The organism is Pseudomonas sp. 43NM1 (assembly GCF_002836905.1).
Lineage (GTDB): Bacteria > Pseudomonadota > Gammaproteobacteria > Pseudomonadales > Pseudomonadaceae > Aquipseudomonas > Aquipseudomonas prosekii.
Genome location: NZ_MKGS01000144.1, coordinates 32,675 through 50,864, shown reverse-complemented (window position 1 = coordinate 50,864; position 18,190 = coordinate 32,675). Strand labels below are relative to the sequence as shown.

Annotated in this window: 21 protein-coding genes; 2 read left to right on the top strand and 19 right to left on the bottom strand. The window is 60.9% G+C overall.

What is annotated here, in order from left to right:
• The 9 genes from ccmI to ccmA all read right to left on the bottom strand — a co-directional run.
• The coding region (ccmI, locus tag BI292_RS15755; protein ID WP_101208394.1) for a c-type cytochrome biogenesis protein CcmI at positions 1-1,042 on the bottom strand (1,042 nt) is incomplete at its 3' end.
• A complete protein-coding gene (locus BI292_RS15750) occupies positions 1,039-1,509 on the bottom strand; it encodes a cytochrome c-type biogenesis protein (protein ID WP_092271389.1) in 471 nt (156 codons plus the stop codon). The genes ccmI and BI292_RS15750, both read right to left, overlap by 4 nt.
• A complete protein-coding gene (locus BI292_RS15745) occupies positions 1,506-2,042 on the bottom strand; it encodes a DsbE family thiol:disulfide interchange protein (RefSeq protein WP_092271391.1) in 537 nt (178 codons plus the stop codon). The genes BI292_RS15750 and BI292_RS15745 overlap by 4 nt, the downstream gene beginning before the upstream one ends.
• Positions 2,039-4,027 (bottom strand): heme lyase CcmF/NrfE family subunit, encoded by a 1,989-nt coding sequence (locus tag BI292_RS15740; protein ID WP_101208393.1) that lies wholly within the window; start codon positions 4,025-4,027, stop codon positions 2,039-2,041. Before BI292_RS15740 ends, BI292_RS15745 begins: the two co-directional genes overlap by 4 nt.
• Positions 4,028-4,031: 4 nt before the next feature.
• The gene (ccmE, locus tag BI292_RS15735; RefSeq protein WP_092271393.1) at positions 4,032-4,487 is read right to left on the bottom strand and encodes a cytochrome c maturation protein CcmE; all 456 of its coding nucleotides are present in this window, start codon (positions 4,485-4,487) and stop codon (positions 4,032-4,034) included.
• Positions 4,484-4,660, bottom strand: a complete 177-nt coding sequence (gene ccmD, locus BI292_RS15730; RefSeq protein ID WP_092271396.1) for a heme exporter protein CcmD — start codon at positions 4,658-4,660, stop codon at positions 4,484-4,486. The genes ccmE and ccmD overlap by 4 nt, the downstream gene beginning before the upstream one ends.
• A complete protein-coding gene (locus BI292_RS15725) occupies positions 4,657-5,412 on the bottom strand; it encodes a heme ABC transporter permease (RefSeq protein WP_101208392.1) in 756 nt (251 codons plus the stop codon). The genes ccmD and BI292_RS15725 overlap by 4 nt, the downstream gene beginning before the upstream one ends.
• Before the next feature lie 95 nt (positions 5,413-5,507).
• Complete coding sequence (gene ccmB, locus BI292_RS15720; protein WP_007980754.1) at positions 5,508-6,176, bottom strand: heme exporter protein CcmB; 669 nt, start codon at positions 6,174-6,176, stop codon at positions 5,508-5,510.
• Positions 6,173-6,808, bottom strand: a complete 636-nt coding sequence (gene ccmA, locus BI292_RS15715) for a cytochrome c biogenesis heme-transporting ATPase CcmA (protein ID WP_092271400.1) — start codon at positions 6,806-6,808, stop codon at positions 6,173-6,175. Before ccmA ends, ccmB begins: the two co-directional genes overlap by 4 nt.
• Before the next feature lie 219 nt (positions 6,809-7,027).
• On the opposite strand from ccmA, the gene BI292_RS15710 reads away from it, so the two are divergent.
• Both BI292_RS15710 and BI292_RS15705 read left to right on the top strand, forming a co-directional pair.
• Positions 7,028-8,593 (top strand): flagellar hook-length control protein FliK, encoded by a 1,566-nt coding sequence (locus BI292_RS15710; RefSeq protein ID WP_101208391.1) that lies wholly within the window; start codon positions 7,028-7,030, stop codon positions 8,591-8,593.
• Positions 8,590-8,919 carry an EscU/YscU/HrcU family type III secretion system export apparatus switch protein gene (locus tag BI292_RS15705; protein ID WP_092271404.1) on the top strand — a complete coding sequence of 110 codons (330 nt, stop codon included), beginning with the start codon at positions 8,590-8,592 and terminating at the stop codon, positions 8,917-8,919. Before BI292_RS15710 ends, BI292_RS15705 begins: the two co-directional genes overlap by 4 nt.
• A 189-nt stretch (positions 8,920-9,108) precedes the next feature.
• Here BI292_RS15705 and BI292_RS15700 read toward each other — a convergent pair whose 3' ends face one another.
• From BI292_RS15700 to BI292_RS15655, 10 genes are all read right to left on the bottom strand, one after another.
• Positions 9,109-9,501 (bottom strand): DUF2802 domain-containing protein, encoded by a 393-nt coding sequence (locus tag BI292_RS15700; RefSeq protein WP_092271406.1) that lies wholly within the window; start codon positions 9,499-9,501, stop codon positions 9,109-9,111.
• Positions 9,502-9,987: a chemotaxis protein CheW gene (locus BI292_RS15695; protein WP_059407544.1), complete on the bottom strand. Its 486-nt coding sequence runs from the start codon at positions 9,985-9,987 to the stop codon at positions 9,502-9,504.
• An 87-nt stretch (positions 9,988-10,074) separates the two neighbouring features.
• Complete coding sequence (locus BI292_RS15690; protein ID WP_101208390.1) at positions 10,075-10,971, bottom strand: CheW domain-containing protein; 897 nt, start codon at positions 10,969-10,971, stop codon at positions 10,075-10,077.
• On the bottom strand, positions 10,971-11,759 hold the full coding sequence (locus BI292_RS15685) for a ParA family protein (RefSeq protein WP_092271410.1): 789 nt from the start codon (positions 11,757-11,759) through the stop codon (positions 10,971-10,973). Before BI292_RS15685 ends, BI292_RS15690 begins: the two co-directional genes overlap by 1 nt.
• A gap of 43 nt (positions 11,760-11,802) precedes the next feature.
• Entirely contained in the window at positions 11,803-12,693 is an 891-nt protein-coding gene (gene motD / locus BI292_RS15680) for a flagellar motor protein MotD (RefSeq protein ID WP_092271412.1), read from the bottom strand.
• Between the two features lie 15 nt (positions 12,694-12,708).
• Positions 12,709-13,449 carry a flagellar motor protein gene (locus BI292_RS15675; RefSeq protein ID WP_092271414.1) on the bottom strand — a complete coding sequence of 247 codons (741 nt, stop codon included), beginning with the start codon at positions 13,447-13,449 and terminating at the stop codon, positions 12,709-12,711.
• Complete coding sequence (locus tag BI292_RS15670; protein WP_101208389.1) at positions 13,449-14,621, bottom strand: chemotaxis response regulator protein-glutamate methylesterase; 1,173 nt, start codon at positions 14,619-14,621, stop codon at positions 13,449-13,451. Before BI292_RS15670 ends, BI292_RS15675 begins: the two co-directional genes overlap by 1 nt.
• A gap of 49 nt (positions 14,622-14,670) precedes the next feature.
• Complete coding sequence (locus tag BI292_RS15665) at positions 14,671-16,950, bottom strand: chemotaxis protein CheA (RefSeq protein WP_101208388.1); 2,280 nt, start codon at positions 16,948-16,950, stop codon at positions 14,671-14,673.
• Between the two features lie 54 nt (positions 16,951-17,004).
• Positions 17,005-17,793, bottom strand: a complete 789-nt coding sequence (locus tag BI292_RS15660; RefSeq protein WP_101208387.1) for a protein phosphatase CheZ — start codon at positions 17,791-17,793, stop codon at positions 17,005-17,007.
• 22 nt (positions 17,794-17,815) lie between these two features.
• Positions 17,816-18,187, bottom strand: coding sequence for a chemotaxis response regulator CheY (locus tag BI292_RS15655; RefSeq protein WP_024012118.1), 372 nt, complete (start codon positions 18,185-18,187; stop codon positions 17,816-17,818).
• Positions 18,188-18,190: the final 3 nt, after the last annotated feature.

Here is an 18,190-nt window from a genome sequence, read left to right as displayed (position 1 = left end):
GCATCATTGCGTCGGCATCGCCCAGTTCGACGGTGGCCGGCAGGTCCGCGACGGTCAGGCGTTTGGCGGCCAGCGGGGCCGGTGGGCCGGAGGTGGCACGGGCGAAAATGAACACACTGTCGCCCGGTTGGACCTTGGCTTTCAGCTCCGCCGCGAGGTCAACGCGAACCTTGAGCAACGCGCCTTTGGCCGCTGGGGCCTGGGCCACTTTGCCGCCGCCGGCCTCAAGTTTCTCGGTAGCGCGGGCGATGCCGCCCTGCAGCGCGCCACGGGAATTGTCGTCCGGCGGCAGTTGCGCCAACAGGCGATTCCAGTAGTCGATGGCGTCCTGGAAACGCTCGGCCTCAAACGCGGCGATGCCGAGCAGACCCAGGCTGGTGACTTCCTTCGGATCGGCTTTCAATGCTTCGTCGGTCAGGGCCTGGATCTTGTCCGACCACTTTTTGCCATCGGCAAAATACTGCGCCTGCGCCCATTGGCCGAGCAATTCCGGCTGACGGCCCGCCAGATTGACTGTGCGCTCGAAAATCTTTGCCGCATCACCCGGCCGATCCTGAGCCATGTAGGTGCGACCGAGGAAGTACAAACCCTCCGCCGAATCCGGCTGCGCCTCGACGGCACGCTCCAGACGACGGGTCATTTCTTCCATCGACTGCGGTGCCTGGGCGAACTCGCGGGTCAGTTCGACTTTGTCGCTGGCGCCGAAATGCAGGTACAGCGCCAAGCCCAGAACCGGCACCAGAATCGCCGCCAGCAAGGGCAGCGGTTTGCCCAGACGCGATACACGCGGCGCCGCAACGCCTTCGGTGTCGGCAAGCAACTCGCGGGCGGCCTCGGCGCGGCCGGTGTCCAGTTGCGTCGCGTTGAGCACGCCCTCCTCCTGCTGAGTCTGCAACTCAGCCACGCGCTCCTGATACAGCGCGACGTTCAGGGCAGTACGATCCTCTTCGAGCTGAGCGCGACGACCGCGCAACACCGGGATCAACAGAAAACTCAGGGCAACCAGAAGTAGCAGACCTGCAGCGAGCCAGAAATCAATCATTCTTGGTTTTTATCCAACAGGTGGTCGAGGCGTTGACGCTCCTCGGCAGAAAGCGTGTCCGGGGTGTCAGCGCGTTGCACACGACGACGGCGGACGATCACGGCGATGATCACGAAACCGCCGAGCAACAGTCCGGCGGGGCCGAACCAGAGCAAGGCAGTCTTGGCGTTGAGAGCGGGTTTGTAGCGAACGAAATCACCGTAGCGATCGACCATGAAATCGATGATCTGCTGGTTGTCCTTGCCCTCGCCCAACATGCGGAAAATCTCTTTGCGCAGGTCGGCGGCGATCGGGGCGTTGGAATCGGCAATGTCCTGATTCTGGCACTTGGGGCAACGCAGCTCCTTGGTCAGCTCGCGAAAGCGCTCGCGGTCACCTTCCTTGGCGAACTCGTAAGTGTCGATGGCCGCATGCGCCACGCCGGCCATGCTCAAACCCAAAACAACCGCGGCGAGCCAGCGCTTCATGGCTTGGCCTCATCAACCAGTGCCTGATACTTGGCCGCGAGTTTTTCGCGCCAGACCTGTTCGTCGATCACGCCGACGAACTTGTCGCGGATGATGCCCTTGGCGTCGATGAAAAAGGTTTCCGGCGCGCCGTAGACACCGAGGTTCAGGCCCAGCGTGCCTTCGTCGTCACGGATGTCCAGTTGATAGGGATTGTGAAATTCGGCCAGCCACTTCAAGGCGTCGGCATTGACGTCCTTATAGTTGATGCCGTAGATCACCACGCCCTTCTCGGCCAGTTTGTTCAGCACCGGGTGTTCGACCCGGCAGGAAATGCACCAGGTGCCCCAAACGTTGACCAGCGCCGGTTTGCCGAGGATGTCAGCCTTGGTCAGGGTCTTGTCGCCCTGCACGGCTGGCAGCGAAAACTCCGGGAACGGCTTGTTGATCATCGCCGACGGCAGCTCGGCCGGGTCCAGGTACAAGCCGCGATAAAGGAATACCGCCACCAGCAGGAAAATCGCCAGCGGCAACACCATCAACCAACGTTTCATACCGTGGCTCCCGTCATGCCCAATGCTTCACGCACGCGGCTTTTCACCTTGACCCGATAACGCCGGTCCATCGCCGCGAGCAAGCCGCCGGCGCCGGTGAGCAAGCCGCCGAACCAGATCCAGCGCACGAACGGTTTGACGTGCACGCGCACGGCCCAGGCGCCATCGCCCAGCGGTTCGCCGAGGGCGACGTAGATGTCGCGGGTGAAACCGGCGTCGATCCCGGCCTCGGTCATCACCGAGTTTTGCACCGTGTACAAACGTTTTTCCGGGTGCAGCACGCTGACTTCCTTGCCATCGCGCACAACGCGGATGGTGCCCTTGTCGGACGTGAAGTTCGGCCCTTCAAAATGCTTGGCGCCTTCGAAGATGAAGTGATAACCGGCCAGGTCCATGGACTCGCCCGGCGCCAGGCGCAAGTCGCGCTCGGCACTGTTCTGGCTCGACAACACCACGCCGAGCGCGCACACGGCGATGCCCAAGTGCGCAATCTGCATGCCCCAATAGCTGCGGGTCAGGCTCGGCAAGCCTTTGATCAGGCCTTTGTGGCGAGTCTTGTCGATGATGTCGCGCACGCCGGCCAGCAACACCCATGCGGCGAGCATGAACGTGGCGAGCACCGCCCAATTGAAATCGCCGTAGGCAATGCCGGCGACCACGGCCAACGCCGCGCTGCCGAGCAACACCGGGGTCAGCATGCCGACCAGCCATTTGACCGGGGTGTCCTTCCAGCGCACCAGCATGCCGATGGCCATCACCACCATCAGCAATGCCATCAACGGAATGAACAACGCATTGAAGTACGGCGGGCCAACCGACAGCTTGGCGCCGGTCATCGCATCAAGGATCAGCGGGTACAACGTACCGAGCAGGATCATCGAAGCGGCCACCACCAGTACCAGGTTATTGCCCAGCAACAGGGTTTCGCGGGACCAGAGGTTGAAACCGACATGGCTTTTGACCACTGGCGCGCGCAGGGCGAACAGCGTCAGCGAGCCACCGACCACAAACAGCAGGAAGATCAGGATAAACACGCCGCGCTCAGGATCGGAGGCGAAGGCGTGCACCGAGGTCAACACCCCTGAACGCACGAGGAATGTCCCGAGCAGGCTCAGCGAGAACGCGGCGATTGCCAGCAACACCGTCCAGCTCTTGAACACGCCACGTTTTTCGGTGACCGCCAACGAGTGAATCAGCGCCGTGCCGACCAGCCAAGGCATGAACGAAGCGTTTTCCACCGGATCCCAGAACCACCAGCCGCCCCAGCCGAGTTCGTAATACGCCCACCACGAGCCCAGCGTGATGCCGATGCCGAGGAACGCCCACGCAACGATGGTCCACGGCCGCGACCAGCGCGCCCATGCGGCATCCAGTCGACCGCCCAACAGTGCGGCGATGGCGAAAGCGAAAGCGACCGAGAAACCGACGTAACCCATGTACAGCATTGGCGGATGCACGATCAGGCCGATGTCTTGCAGCAATGGATTGAGGTCACGACCATCAGTCGGGATCTGCGGCAGGATGCGCGCGAACGGGTTGGACGTGAGGATCAGGAACAGCAGGAAACCGGTGCTGATCATGCCCATCACCGCCAATACGCGGGCGAGCATGACTTGCGGCAACTGGCGGGAGAACACCGACACTGCGAAGGTCCAGCCGCCGAGGATCAAAGCCCAGAGCAGCAACGAGCCTTCGTGCGCGCCCCACACTGCGCTGAATTTGTAGTACCACGGCAACGCGGTGTTGGAGTTGCTGGCCACATAATCGACGGAGAAATCGTCGGTCATGAACGCGTAAGTCAGGCAACCGAAGGAAAACAACAGGAAGGCAAACTGGCCCCACGCTGCGGGCTGCGCGAGGCTCATCCACAAGCGGTCGCCGCGCCAGGCGCCCATCAGCGGCACGATGGCCTGAACCAGCGCAAAACACAGCGCGAGGATCATGGCCAGTTGGCCCAATTCCGGAATGAACAGTGCAGAGGTCATCACATCAACCCTCCTTTGCTGGGGTGGGCGCGGATTGACCGCTGTCTTTCAACGCCTTGGTGACTTCGGGCGGCATGTATTTCTCGTCGTGCTTGGCCAGCACTTCGTCGGCGACCACTACGCCATCGGCGTTGATTTTGCCCAAGGCAACGATGCCCTGCCCTTCGCGGAACAGGTCCGGGAGGATCCCGCGATAGCTGATGGTCACGGATTTGTTGAAGTCGGTAACGATGAATTTGACGTCCAGCGAATCACCGGAACGTTGCAGCGACCCTGCCTCGACCATGCCACCGGCACGGATGCGCGTGTCTTGCGGGGCTTCGCCATTGGCGATCTGCGTCGGCGTGTAAAACAGATTGATGTTCTGCTGCAGCGCGCTCAGGGCCAGGCCAACGGCTGCGCCGACCCCGACGAGAATCGCGAGAATGATGATAAGACGCTTTTTGCGCAGCGGATTCACTTGCCGTTCTCCCGGCGCAAACGACGCGCCTCTTGTTGCAGATACCGCTTGCGGGCCAGGATCGGCGCCGCCACGTTGAGGACCAGCACGGCCAGGCAGATGCCATAGGCGGACCAGACATACAGGCCATGATGGCCCATGGCGATGAAGTCGCCGAATGAAGCAAAACTCATCGTGCGACCTCCAGACTGTTCTGCACTTCGGCCTTGACCCAGCTCGCCCGCGCTTCGCGTTTGAGCACTTCAAGGCGCATGCGCAGCAACAGCACCGCACCGAAGAAACAGTAGAAACCCAGCACCGTCAGCAGCAGCGGCAGCCACATTTCGGCCGGCATCGCCGGTTTTTCGGTGAGGGTGAACGTCGCGCCCTGGTGCAGGGTGTTCCACCACTCCACCGAATATTTGATGATCGGGATATTGATCACGCCAACAATCGCCAACACCGCACAACCCTTGGCCGCGCTGTCGCGATTGCTGATGGCGTTGCCCAGCGCAATCAGCCCGAAGTACAGAAACAGCAGAATCAGCATCGACGTCAGTCGTGCGTCCCAGACCCACCACGAGCCCCACGTCGGTTTGCCCCAGATCGCCCCAGTGACCAGCGCCACGGCGGTCATCCAGGCACCGATCGGCGCCGCGCATTGCAGAGCGACGTCGGCCAGTTTCATCTTCCAGACCAGCCCGACGATGCCGCACACCGCCAGCATCACGTAGATGGACTGCGCGAGCATCGCCGCCGGAACGTGGATATAGATGATGCGAAAGCTGTTGCCCTGCTGGTAATCCGGCGGCGCGAAGGCCAGGCCCCAGACTACGCCGACGGCGATCAGCAGCAACGCCGCGACGCTCAGCCACGGCAGCAGTCTGCCACTGATGCCATAAAACCATTTGGGTGAGCCGAGCTTATGAAACCAGGTCCAGTTCATTGCTGTTTCCATCACGGTTGCTGCTCGTTGTCACGAGCTAGCCAAGGGTCTGCTGGTTTTAACCAACATGGTTAAAAAATAACCAGACCTCATTATTATTCGCCGACGCTGATCTTCAGGCCAGCAGCTATTGCAAAGGGTGTAAGTGTTATCGCCAGGGCGGTCAGGCTGCCAAGCCACAGGAGATAACCGGTCGCCGGCATGCCCTGCAAGGCTGCCTGCAAGGCGCCACTGCCGAGAATCAACACCGGGATGTACAGCGGCAGAATCAGCAGCGCCAGTAACAGGCCGCCGCGTTTCAATCCTACCGTCAACGCTGCGCCCACCGCACCGAGCAGGCTCAGCACCGGTGTACCCAGCAATAAAGAAAGCAGCAACACCGGCAGACAGGCGGCAGGCAAACCGAGCATCAACGCCAGCAGTGGCGCAAGCAACACCAGCGCCAGCCCGGAGAAGGCCCAGTGTGCCAGTACCTTGGCCAAAACCAGAAGAGCCAGGGGGTGCGGCGAAAGGACCCACTGTTCCAGCGATCCGTCCTCGAAATCACTGCGGAAAAGCCCGTCCAGCGAGAGCAGGACCGATAAAAGCGCTGCTACCCAGACCAGTCCCGGAGACAAGGTTTGCAACAATTGAGACTCGGGTCCGACCGCCAACGGGAACAGTGAAACGACGATGGCGAAGAATACCAACGGATTGGCCAATTCCGCCGGACGACGGAACAGCAAGCGCGCTTCTCGGGCGACCAACAGGCCGAAAACACTCATACGGCCCAATTCCCCAGATCAATGTCGCGGTAGCCGGCCGGCATTCGGCTCAGCGTGTGATGCGTGGTCAGGATCACCATGCCGCCGCGTTCGCAGTGCCCGGCCAGGTGTTCTTCGAGCTGCGCCACGCCTTGCTTGTCGAGCGCGGTAAACGGTTCGTCGAGAATCCACAGCGGCGGGCTGTCGAGGTAAAGCCGCGCCAACGCCACGCGCCGCTGCTGGCCTGCCGACAAGGTGTGGCACGGCACATCCTCGAAACCGCGCAAACCGACCGCGGCCAGCGCTTGCCAGATCGCCTCGCGGCTCGCCGGTTGATGCAGGGCGCAGAGCCAGCTGAGGTTTTCTTCCGGCGTGAGCAAATCCTTGATCCCGGCGGCATGCCCGATCCACAACAGATTGCGCGCCAGTTCGCCGGGTTGCGCGTTCAGCGGCTGGCCATTGAGCAGCACCTGGCCGGCGGTCGGTTGCATCAGGCCGCTGAGCAAACGCAACAGGCTGGTCTTGCCGCTGCCGTTGGGGCCGCTGATCTGCAGCATTTCGCCACTGCACAGTCGCAATTCGAGATTTTCGAAAAGCAGCCGAAGGTCTCGCTCACAGGCGAGGTCAACGGTTTGCAGGACTGGACTGGTCAAGAGATCAAAGGCCTTTACGTTTCAAGTCGGCGGTTCAAGTCGGGTTCAAGTCAGCAGTGGCGCGGCCGCTAAAGAGATGCAGCATAGATGCATCGGCAGCCGGTTTTAGAGAGCTGGATCAAAACAATTGAATGTTTTCACCGCTCCCTGAAGACGGGCGGCATTATACATGCCATGCCTTACTCTAAAGAGCGCATTTTCCGAAGGTTGTGACCGCGTATGACAGGCGAAATGAACATCCTCCCAGTGCCCCCGACCACCCCGACGGCCACGCGCCCGCAGGTGGTCAGCGGTGATTTGCTCAAGTTATTGACGCCGATCGAGGGCCTGATCAGTGCGGGCAAGACTGCCAATGCCGAAGTGTTGTCGCTGAAACAGGCGGATCAGACCTTTCAATTGCTGCTTAAAGTCACCGTCGATGGCGGTCGCCAGACCACGGTCCAGGCCACCAGTACGCAACCGTTGCCGACCGGCACCAACCTCGCGATCACTCAACCGTCCGCCAGCAACCTGGCGATTGCGGTGCAACAGACTGTGGCCTCCAACGTCGCCACCCTCACCCGCATCGACACCGCGCAAATGCCGGCCGGCACCTTGCTGCAGGGTAAAGTACTGACGTCGCAAGTGCTGCCGCAGACGCCGGGGCAACCGACGGTTTTTCGTTCGATGGTCAGTCTCCTGAATACCGCGCTGAGCGGCAGCACGCTGACCATCGACAGCCCGCAGCCGCTGCGCATCGGCACCTTGCTGAGCGCATTGGTGCAAGACACGCACACCCTGAAATTCGTGCCGTTGAGCAATCGTCAGGATCAATTGGCGGTGACCCAGCAGTTGACCACTCAGCAGAGCCGCCAAGGTTCGCTGAACAGTTTGCTCAGCGCCTTGCAGAACCTGCCCCCGACCGACGAAACCTCCGCAGACCTGCAAGCGGCCGTGAACAAATTGCTCGCCGGCCTGCCGGACGTTCAACAATTGAGCACGCCCAAAGGCCTGGCGTTGGCGCTGGCCAACAGCGGTCTGTTCCTTGAATCGAAATTGCTCGCCGGGCAGACGCCCACCCTCGCCCCGGACATGAAAGCCGACCTGCTGAAACTCATCGCCCAACTGACGCCGCCCAACAGCAACCTCGGCGCGGTGATTGCCGCGAACACCCTCGCTCAGGCGATGCCAAGTTTCGTCCGCAGCGCCTTGGGCATGCTCGGGCAGGTCAGCGCCAAACCATTGCCGACGCATTTCCCTTTGCCCGAGCGATCGCTGCAGAGCCAGGACGGCGAAGGTGATCTGGAACATCTGCTGCGCCTGGCCGCCGCTGCCGTTTCACGCCTGCAGAGCCACCAACTGTCTAGCCTGGAACAAACCGGCGTCACCGACGATGGTCGGTTGATGAGCACATGGCAGCTTGAGATTCCGATGCGCAACTTGCAGGACATCGTGCCGCTGCAAGTCAAATTCCAGCGCGAAGAAGCGCCGGAAAAACAGCCGCAAAACGAACGGCGTGACGAGCGCGAACCCAAGCAACAACTGTGGCGCGTGGAACTCGCCTTCGACATGGAACCGCTCGGCCCATTGCAGGTTCAGGCGCAACTGATTCAGGGCAGCCTGTCCAGCCAGTTGTGGGCCGAACGGCCGTACACCGCGAGCCTGATCGAAAGCAATCTGGCAGCCTTGCGCGAGCAATTACTGGCGTCCGGCCTCAATGTCGGCGACCTCGATTGCCATCTCGGCACACCACCCCAAGGCGCGCAAACCCGCCTCGAACAACGCTGGGTCGACGAAACCGCATGAGAAATCCAAACGCCCCACGCCAGGCCATCGCCCTCAAATACGACGGCAGCCACGCCCCGACCCTCACCGCCAAGGGCGACGAAGAACTGGCCGAAGCCATCCTCAAAATCGCCCGCGAATGCGAAGTGCCGATCTACGAAAACCCGGAACTGGTCAGGCTGCTGGCGAAGATGGAATTGGGCGACAGCATCCCGGAAGAGCTGTATCGCACGATCGCCGAAATCATCGCGTTTGCGTGGAATCTGAAGGGCAAGTTCCCGGCGGGCCAGGATCCGAATGCTCCGATGGTGGAGAAGGACATTACCGATCGGGGCGACGACTACTGATCGGCGGACTTGCGTTGCTGCGAACTCACGCCACAGGAAACTCATCGCCTCCAGTAAAAGACTTCACCCCCCATAACAAAAAGGCCCGCTCCCACAGCAGGCGGGTGATGGACACAAAATCTGTGCACATCGCCAATCTACTGTGGGAGCGAGCCTGCTCGCGAAGCGTTCCGAGCTGAGCCGCAAGGATCAGTTCTTGTGCATCTTTCTCATCAATTCCGCCTCGGCCTGGGTCAGGCCGCAGGACTGGGTCAGTTCATCGACGCTGGCGCCCATACCGACCAGGCGTGCCGCTTGGGCGAACGACAGGCTTGAGGGGTCGCGCTGTTCCAGGGTCGCCAGTTTGTCTGGCAACGGGCTGACGACGGCGCGCAGTTCGTGCAGGTCTTCACCCATGCGCACGATGCCGTTCTGATAGTTGTCGACGCGTTTGGCCAGGTCCTTGATGCGCTGATCGCGCAGCGCATCGCCCTCGGCCTGTTGCGCGGCGATCAGCCGCTGGCCGCGGATGTAGGCCAGGAACATCGCCAGCGTGCCAGCCCAAAACAGGAACAGGACAATGACAGCAACCTCAAGAATCAATCAGATGTTCTCCAGATCCGACCATTCTTCTTCGCTCATCATCTTGTCGAGCTCGACCAGGATCAGCAGTTCGTTGTTCTTGTTGCACACGCCCTGAATGAACTTGGCGGATTCTTCGTTACCGACGTTTGGCGCGGTTTCGATTTCCGACTGACGCAGGTAAACCACTTCGGCAACGCTGTCGACCATGATCCCGACGACTTGCTTGTCGGCTTCGATGATGACGATCCGGGTGTTGTCGCTGATCTCGGCATTCATCAGGCCGAAGCGCTGACGGGTGTCGATCACGGTGACCACGTTACCGCGCAGGTTGATGATGCCCAGCACGTAGCTCGGGGCACCCGGGACCGGGGCGATTTCGGTGTAACGCAGGACTTCCTGAACGCGCATCACGTTGATGCCGTAGGTTTCGTTGTCCAGTTTGAAGGTTACCCATTGCAGGATCGGATCTTCAGAACCCTTTGCATTCGTCGCGTGATTACTCATACCTGACCCCTCGAAAACCGCTTCTGGCGGTGTGTGTTCTGTGTGGCGGCATTCAACAATGCCGTCGCCTACTTGTTATGTCGGCTGTTATGTCGATTTGTGTAGCGGCTTGCTGCCGCCAATGTGCTTTGCCCCACCGCTGGCGATCAACTCGGCCAGCGCGGCAACGTCCAGCAGCGCACACATGTGCTCAATCACCGTGCCCGCGAGCCATGGCCGCTGACCTCGATGACTTCTCCATTTGATTTCGTTGGGGTCCAGGCGCAACGAACGGCTGACTTGATGCACCGCCAGCCCCCACTCATAGCCCTGCACCGAAATGACGTATTGCAGACCCTGGCGGAAATCGTCGCGGTAGCGGTCGGGCATGACCCAGCGCGCGGTATCCAGGACTTTCAGGTTGCCGGCCTGGCTCGGCAGGATCCCGAGGAACCATTCCGGCTGACCGAACAACGGCGTCAGCTCGTGACCGGCCAGCGAATAAATCGAGCCCAGGCACACCAGCGGCACGGCCAGGGTCAGCCCGGCGACATCGAACAACAGGCATTCGAACGGCTCGGCGGCCCACGCCGGACGGCCATCGGTTTCCACCGGCGGCGGCGTGATGCTCGGCGGCATATGGACTTCGACCACCGGCGGCACCAGCGCTTGCAACAGCGGCGCAATGGTCGAGACCGAGGCCAGTACCGGCGCCGGCGCTTCAATCACCGTCAGCGGCGCTTTCTCGATCACGGGCGCATGCACTGGCGCAGCTTCGACAGCCGCTGGCAACGCATCACGCGCCTGCTCTTCCAGCATCGCAGCCTGAAACTCGTCCAGCGCTGCTTGCTCTTCGACCGAATCAACGACCTCAATGACCTCAACGACCTCAGCCACCATTTCAACGGGCGCCGGCAACTCTTCAGTCGCCTCCATCAACAAATTGTCGAGGTACGTTTGCAGCGCCAGTTGCGGTCGCGAAGTGGTTTTGACCGGACGGTTCATCAGGCCACCGCCGGAACAAGTTGGGCGGCCAGCAAATGTTTGAGCAACGCGCGGTACGCCAGCACTCCACGGCTTTTACCGTCGAATTGCGAAGGCGTGACCCCGGCCCGGCTCGCATCGCGCAAGCGCGTATCGACCGGGATGTAGCCCTGCCAGATTTCTTCCGGGTATTTGTCGCGCAGCACACGCAAGGTGCTGAGGGACGCCTGGGTCCGGCGGTCGAACAGGGTCGGGACGATGCTGAACGGCAACGCCTGTTTGCGTGAACGGTTGATCATCGCCAGCGTGTTGACCATGCGCTCCAGGCCTTTGACGGCCAGGTGCTCGGTCTGCACAGGGATCACCAATTGCTGGCTCGCGGCCAAGGCGTTGACCATCAACAAGCCGAGCAACGGCGGGCTGTCGATCACCGCGTAATCGAAGTCTTGCCACAATTGCGCCAGACTCTTGGCGATCACCAGGCCCAGACCGCTTTGCCCCGGCGACTGACGTTCCAGCGTCGCCAGCGCGGTGCTCGACGGCAACAGCGAAATACTTTCGTGACTGGTCGGCAACAGCAACTGACCGGGCAACCCTTGCGGCACGCTGCCGCGATTCAGGAACAGGTCGTAGCAGCTGTGCTCGAGGCTGTCGGGGTCGTAACCAAAATAGCTGGTCATCGAGCCGTGCGGGTCGAGGTCGACAATGACCACGCGCTTGCCCGCCTCGGCCAGCAAACCGGCTAAAGCGATAGAGGAAGTGGTTTTACCAACACCACCCTTTTGATTGGCAACTGCCCAGACTCTCATTCGAATGGTTCCTCTCGGGCGAAAGCGTCGACCGAGAAATAGCTCAACGTGTTAATGCGGGTGACGGAGAATTGACGGCGCTCTCTCGTCCCGGCGACTTGACCGGGGTCGGTGCAGTTTGTGTGCCAGCACGCTTCAACGCCGCGTCCGGTTGTGCATGAGCGGTGCCGGTGCCGGTCAGGCTGCGGCGCACATCGAGATTGCGCGAAACCACCAACACCACCCGACGATTGCGCGCGCGCCCTTCAGCCGTGGCGTTATTGGCGACTGGCTGGAATTCACCGTAACCCACCGAAGCCAGGCGACCGGGATTGACGCCCTGCATCGCCAGCATGCGCACGATGCTCGCCGAACGCGCCGAAGACAGTTCCCAGTTGGTCGGGTACTGCGCGGTGCGGATCGGCTGATCGTCAGTAAAACCTTCGACGTGGATCGGGTTGTCGAACGGTTTCAAAATGCCCGCAACCTTGTCGATGATGTTGAACGCCATGTCGCTCGGCATCGCGTCGCCGCTGCCGAACAACAGGCTGGAATTGAGTTCGATCTCGACCCACAACTCGTTGCCACGCACGGTCATCTGGTTGGAGCGGATCAAGTCGCCGAACGCGGCGCTGATGTCATCGGCGATGCTTTTCAGCGGATCACTGCCGCCGGCGATGCCCGCGTCGATCTGCTCGGCGTCCTGCACCAGCGGTTTGGCCGGAGTCACCGTGTGCGGTCGCTCATCACCAATCGGGATCGGCTTCAGCGCACGGTCGGAATCGGTGAACACGCCGACCAACGCTTCGGAGATGACCTTGTACTTGCCTTCGTTGATCGAAGAAATCGAGTACATGACCACGAAGAACGCGAACAGCAGAGTGATGAAGTCCGCGTAGGACACCAACCAGCGTTCGTGATTAACGTGTTCTTCAGGTTGCCGGCGACGTGCCATGGTCCATGTCTCCCATCAATCCATGAAGCCCTGAAGCTTCAACTCAATAGAGCGAGGGTTTTCACCTTCGGCGATCGACAGAATTCCTTCCAGCAACATTTCGCGATAACGCGACTGGCGCAACGCGATGGACTTGAGTTTGGCCGCGACCGGCAGCAACACCAGGTTGGCGCTGGCCACGCCGTAGATGGTCGCGACGAACGCCACGGCAATCCCGCTGCCCAGTTGCGACGGATCGGCGAGGTTGCCCATGACGTGAATCAGGCCCATTACCGCACCGATGATGCCGATGGTCGGCGCATAACCGCCCATGCTTTCGAAGACTTTGGCGGCTTCGATGTCGCGGCTTTCCTGGGTGTAGAAATCGACTTCGAGGATGCTCCGAATCGCTTCCGGCTCGGCGCCATCGACTAGCAATTGCAGGCCTTTGCGCGAGTAATTGTCCGGTTCGGCGTCAGCCACGCCTTCCAGGCCAAGCAGGCCTTCCTTGCGTGCCGTGAGGCTCCAGTTGACCACGCGATCGATGCCGCCGGCCAAGTCCACGCGCGGCGGAAACAGGATCCACGCGAGGATCTGCATCGAGCGCTTGAACGCGCTCATCGGCGATTGCAGCAGCGCCGCGCCGACGGTGCCGCCAATCACGATCAACGCCGCCGGGCCGTTAGCCAATGCGCCGAGGTGACCGCCTTCAAGGTAGTTGCCGCCGATGATCGCGACAAACGCCATGATGATCCCGATAAGGCTCAGTACATCCATCAGATACACGCCTCGACCAGGTGTCTGCCAATGTCGTCGAGGCTGTAGATCGCGTCGGCGAGGTCGGCTTTGACGATGGCCATCGGCATGCCGTAGATCACGCAGCTGGCTTCATCCTGAGCCCAGATCGAGCTGCCGCCCTGCTTGAGCAGACGCGCACCTTCGCGACCGTCGGCGCCCATGCCGGTGAGCACCACTGCCAGAACTTTGTCACCGTAGGACTTGGCTGCCGAGCCGAACGTGATGTCCACGCACGGCTTGTAGTTCAGACGCTCATCGCCCGGGAGGATTTTCACCGCGCCCCGACCATCGACCATCATTTGCTTGCCGCCCGGCGCCAGCAAGGCCAGGCCCGGACGCAGGATGTCGCCATCCTCGGCTTCCTTGACGCTGATGCGGCAGAGCTTGTCCAGACGCTCGGCGAACGCCTTGGTGAACGCCGCCGGCATGTGCTGGATTAACACGATCGGTGCCGGGAAGTTCGCCGGCAACTGGGTCAAAACCCGCTGCAGCGCCACCGGGCCGCCGGTGGACGTGCCGATGGCGACGAGTTTGTACGCTTTGCGTTTGGCACTGGCGGACGAAGCACTTGAATGCGTGCTCGCCGACGCTGGCGCACGGGTCGGCAATGGTGCCGGGGCCGGACGCGCGGGCGCGCTACTGCCATAGCTGCTGGTGCTGACATGGCTTGAATGGCTGGGTGCCGATGCCGGAGCTGGTGTTGGGGCGTGGGCCGCCACTGGCGCCGGGGCGCTGTAGGTGTTGGCGCGACGGTTACTGCGCGAGATGCTCAGGATCTTCTCGCACAGCAGTTGCTTGACCTTCTCGGGGTTGCGCGAGATGTCTTCGAAATTCTTCGGCAGGAAGTCCACCGCACCGGCGTCCAGCGCGTCCAGAGTGACCCGGGCGCCTTCGTGCGTCAGTGAGGAGAACATCAAGACCGGTGTCGGGCAGCGCTGCATGATGTGCCGCACCGCCGTGATGCCATCCATCATCGGCATCTCGTAGTCCATGGTGATCACGTCCGGCTTGAGGGCCAGGGCCTGATCAATCGCCTCTTTTCCGTTGGTCGCCGTACCGACAACCTGGATGTTCGGATCTGCTGAAAGAATTTCCGAAACGCGGCGACGGAAAAAACCCGAATCGTCGACCACCAGGACTTTGACTACCATAAACACTCCGTTAGACGGAGCGAGGCACAGTCGCCCCGCTCCACCAGAATCAAATACGCCGTGCGGCGTAACGCTTGAGCATGCTCGGTACATCGAGAATCAGCGCAATGCGCCCGTCACCGGTGATGGTGGCGCCGGACATGCCGGGGGTCCCCTGGAGCATTTTGCCCAATGGCTTGATCACCACTTCTTCCTGGCCCACCAGTTGATCGACGACAAAGCCGATCCGCTGCGTGCCTACCGAAAGGATCACCACATGGCCCTCGCGCTGCTCTTCATGAGCGGCGGAGCTGACCAGCCAGCGTTTGAGATAGAACAAGGGCAGCGCCTTGTCCCGCACGATCACCACTTCCTGACCGTCGACGACATTGGTGCGCGACAGGTCGAGGTGGAAGATTTCGTTGACGTTGACCAGCGGGAACGCAAACGCCTGGTTGCCGAGCATGACCATCAGCGTCGGCATGATCGCCAGGGTCAGCGGCACCTTGATGACGATCTTCGAGCCCTGGCCCTTGGTCGAATAAATGTTGATCGAACCGTTGAGCTGGGAAATCTTGGTTTTCACCACGTCCATGCCCACGCCACGACCCGACACGTCGGAGATCTCGGTTTTGGTCGAGAAACCCGGGGCGAAAATCAGGTTGTAGCACTCGGTATCGCTCAAACGATCGGCCGCGTCCTTGTCCATCACGCCGCGTTTTACCGCGATCAAACGCAGGACGTTCGGGTCCATGCCTTTGCCGTCATCGGAGATCGACAGCAGGATGTGATCGCCTTCCTGTTCAGCCGCGAGAATCACCTTGCCGCCACGGGATTTGCCCGAGGCTTCGCGCTCTTCCGGCGACTCGATGCCGTGGTCGACCGCGTTGCGCACCAAGTGGACCAGCGGGTCGGCCAGGGCCTCGACGAGGTTCTTGTCGAGGTCGGTTTCTTCGCCGACCAGCTCCAGGTTGATCTCTTTCTTGAGCTGGCGAGCCAAGTCACGAACCAGGCGCGGGAAGCGCCCGAAGACTTTCTTGATCGGTTGCATCCGGGTCTTCATGACCGCGGTTTGCAGGTCAGCGGTGACCACGTCGAGGTTCGACACAGCCTTGGACATGGCTTCGTCGCCGCTATTAAGGCCCAGACGGACCAAGCGGTTACGCACCAATACCAGTTCGCCGACCATGTTCATGATTTCGTCGAGACGCGCGGTATCAACCCGCACGGTGGTCTCGGCTTCACTGGCCGGTTTTTCCGCCGGTGGCGGCGACGCAGCGCGGGCAGGCGCTGGAGCTGCCGCAGGCTTGGCCGGTTCAGCTTTCGGCTCAGGCGCTTTCGCCACAGGCTTGGGTGCTGCAGCAGGCGCCGGAGCCTTGGCCACAGGAGCAGAAACCACTGCGCCAGTGCCGACTTCGGTGAACTTGCCTTTGCCGTGCAATTCGTCGAGCAGCGATTCGAACTCGTGATCGGAAATCAGATCACCGCCGGCCGCTTTCGCGGTAGGTGCTGCCGGGACTGGTGTCGCGGCAATTGCCGACTCCAGTGCGTCAACGGCAAAGTTGCCCTTGCCGTGCAGTTGATCGAGCAAGGCTTCGAATTCGTCGTCGGTGATGTCCGAGCTGTCGCCCGCCGCTTTTGGCGCGGCCGGTGCTGCGGGACTTGGCGCGGACGCAGGCGCAGCAACGGCATCCACCGCGAACTGACCTTTGCCGTGCAGCTGATCGAGCAACGACTCGAACTCGTCATCGGTGATTTCGTCGCTGGCGGCGGCGGTGCTGCTGCTCGGCGCTGGCGCAGCGACGGGTGCCGGGGCTTCAGCCTGAGCCTTGACGGCGTTCAGCGAATCCAGCAGTTGTTCAAATTCATTGTCGGTAATGTCGCCGCTGTCGTCGCCGGAGGCGCTTTCAGCGGTCGGCTCTTCCACCACGTCGGCCACCGGGGCGGCTTCGTCGGCGGATTGCGGCTCGGCCAGACGGGCCAGTGCCGCGAGCAATTCTGGAGTGGCAGCGGTGATCGGGCTGCGTTCGCGGACTTCGGTGAACATGCCGTTCACTGCATCCAGCGCTTCGAGAACCACGTCCATCAGTTCCGAGTCGACGCGGCGCTCACCCTTGCGCAGGATGTCGAACACGTTCTCGGCGATGTGACAGCACTCCACCAGTTCATTGAGCTGGAGGAAGCCGGCGCCCCCTTTTACAGTGTGAAAACCGCGAAAAATTGCATTGAGCAAGTCCGCATCATCCGGTCGGCTTTCCAGCTCGACCAGTTGCTCGGACAGTAGCTCTAGAATCTCGCCGGCCTCAACCAGGAAATCCTGAAGGATCTCTTCATCGGCGCCGAAGCTCATTAAGGGGGTGCTCCTACAGGTCTAAAAACCTAAAAAACCTAAAATTCTAAAACTCTAAAATCCCAGGCTGGATAACAAATCGTCCACATCGTCCTGACCGGACACAACGTCTTCTCTCTTATCGGCATGAATCTGCGGACCTTCACCCTGAGAGAGATGTTTTTGCGGATCTTTTTCAGCCAGCATCGCGTCACGGTCATGTTCGATACCCGCAAAGCGGTCTACCTGGCTGGCCATGAGTACGAGCTTGAGCAGATTGCTTTCGACTTCGGTGACCAACTGGGTCACGCGCTTGATCACCTGACCGGTGAGGTCCTGGTAATCCTGAGCCAGCAGGATGTCGTTGAGGTTGCTCGACACCACGCGGTTGTCTTCGCTGCTGCGTGTCAGGAAACCGTCGACACGACGCGCCAGCTCACGGAACTCTTCAGCCCCGACTTCGCGACGCATGAACCGGCCCCAGTCGGCGCTCAATGCCTGGGCTTCAGAGCTCAGGCCATTGACCAGCGGCGTGGCGTTTTCCACCAGGTCCATGGTGCGGTTGGCAGCGGCCTCGGTGAGCTTGACCACATACCCCAGACGCTCGGTGGCGTCGGTGATCTGCGAGACTTCCTCGGCTTGCGGCATATTCGGGTCAATCTGAAAATTGACGATCGCGCTATGCAGCTCGCGAGTGAGCTTGCCCACTTCCTGATACAGGCCGCGGTCACGGGTCTGGTTGAGCTCATGGATCAGTTGCACAGCGTCGCCAAACCTGCCCTTTTCAAGGCTTTCGACCAGTTCGACGGCGTGTTTTTTCAGGGTCGACTCAAAATCGCCCTGTGAAGATTCTTTATGCTCCATAGCTCCCCCGTGGCGCAGTTGCTCAACCGATGCGTTCGAAAATCTTTTCGATCTTGTCTTTCAACGCCTGGGCCGTGAAGGGTTTGACCACATAGCCGTTTACACCGGCCTGGGCCGCCTCGATGATCTGCTCGCGCTTGGCTTCAGCGGTCACCATCAGCACTGGCAAGTGCTTGAGTTTTTCATCGGCGCGCACGTGGCGCAGCAGATCGATGCCGGTCATGCCCGGCATGTTCCAGTCCGTCACCAGAAAGTCGATGCTGCCGCTGTTGAGAACCGGGATGGCAGTGGTGCCATCGTCAGCCTCGACCGTGTTGGTGAACCCGAGGTCACGCAACAGGTTTTTAATGATCCGCCGCATCGTTGAGAAGTCATCAACGATGAGGATTTTCATGTT

Coding starts and splice junctions, on each gene's coding strand:
- ccmB (WP_007980754.1), bottom strand. CDS start 6,176: ATGAGTGTTTTCGGCCTGTTGGTCGCCCGAGAAGCGCGCTTGCTGTTC.
- BI292_RS15740 (WP_101208393.1), bottom strand. CDS start 4,027: ATGACCTCTGCACTGTTCATTCCGGAATTGGGCCAACTGGCCATGATC.
- BI292_RS15695 (WP_059407544.1), bottom strand. CDS start 9,987: ATGAGTAATCACGCGACGAATGCAAAGGGTTCTGAAGATCCGATCCTG.
- BI292_RS15690 (WP_101208390.1), bottom strand. CDS start 10,971: ATGAACCGTCCGGTCAAAACCACTTCGCGACCGCAACTGGCGCTGCAA.
- BI292_RS15745 (WP_092271391.1), bottom strand. CDS start 2,042: ATGAAACGTTGGTTGATGGTGTTGCCGCTGGCGATTTTCCTGCTGGTG.
- BI292_RS15665 (WP_101208388.1), bottom strand. CDS start 16,950: ATGAGCTTCGGCGCCGATGAAGAGATCCTTCAGGATTTCCTGGTTGAG.
- BI292_RS15660 (WP_101208387.1), bottom strand. CDS start 17,793: ATGGAGCATAAAGAATCTTCACAGGGCGATTTTGAGTCGACCCTGAAA.
- BI292_RS15675 (WP_092271414.1), bottom strand. CDS start 13,449: ATGGATGTACTGAGCCTTATCGGGATCATCATGGCGTTTGTCGCGATC.
- ccmD (WP_092271396.1), bottom strand. CDS start 4,660: ATGAGTTTTGCTTCATTCGGCGACTTCATCGCCATGGGCCATCATGGC.
- BI292_RS15670 (WP_101208389.1), bottom strand. CDS start 14,621: ATGGTAGTCAAAGTCCTGGTGGTCGACGATTCGGGTTTTTTCCGTCGC.
- motD (WP_092271412.1), bottom strand. CDS start 12,693: ATGGCACGTCGCCGGCAACCTGAAGAACACGTTAATCACGAACGCTGG.
- BI292_RS15710 (WP_101208391.1), top strand. CDS start 7,028: ATGACAGGCGAAATGAACATCCTCCCAGTGCCCCCGACCACCCCGACG.
- BI292_RS15705 (WP_092271404.1), top strand. CDS start 8,590: ATGAGAAATCCAAACGCCCCACGCCAGGCCATCGCCCTCAAATACGAC.
- BI292_RS15655 (WP_024012118.1), bottom strand. CDS start 18,187: ATGAAAATCCTCATCGTTGATGACTTCTCAACGATGCGGCGGATCATT.
- BI292_RS15685 (WP_092271410.1), bottom strand. CDS start 11,759: ATGAGAGTCTGGGCAGTTGCCAATCAAAAGGGTGGTGTTGGTAAAACC.
- BI292_RS15750 (WP_092271389.1), bottom strand. CDS start 1,509: ATGAAGCGCTGGCTCGCCGCGGTTGTTTTGGGTTTGAGCATGGCCGGC.
- BI292_RS15725 (WP_101208392.1), bottom strand. CDS start 5,412: ATGAACTGGACCTGGTTTCATAAGCTCGGCTCACCCAAATGGTTTTAT.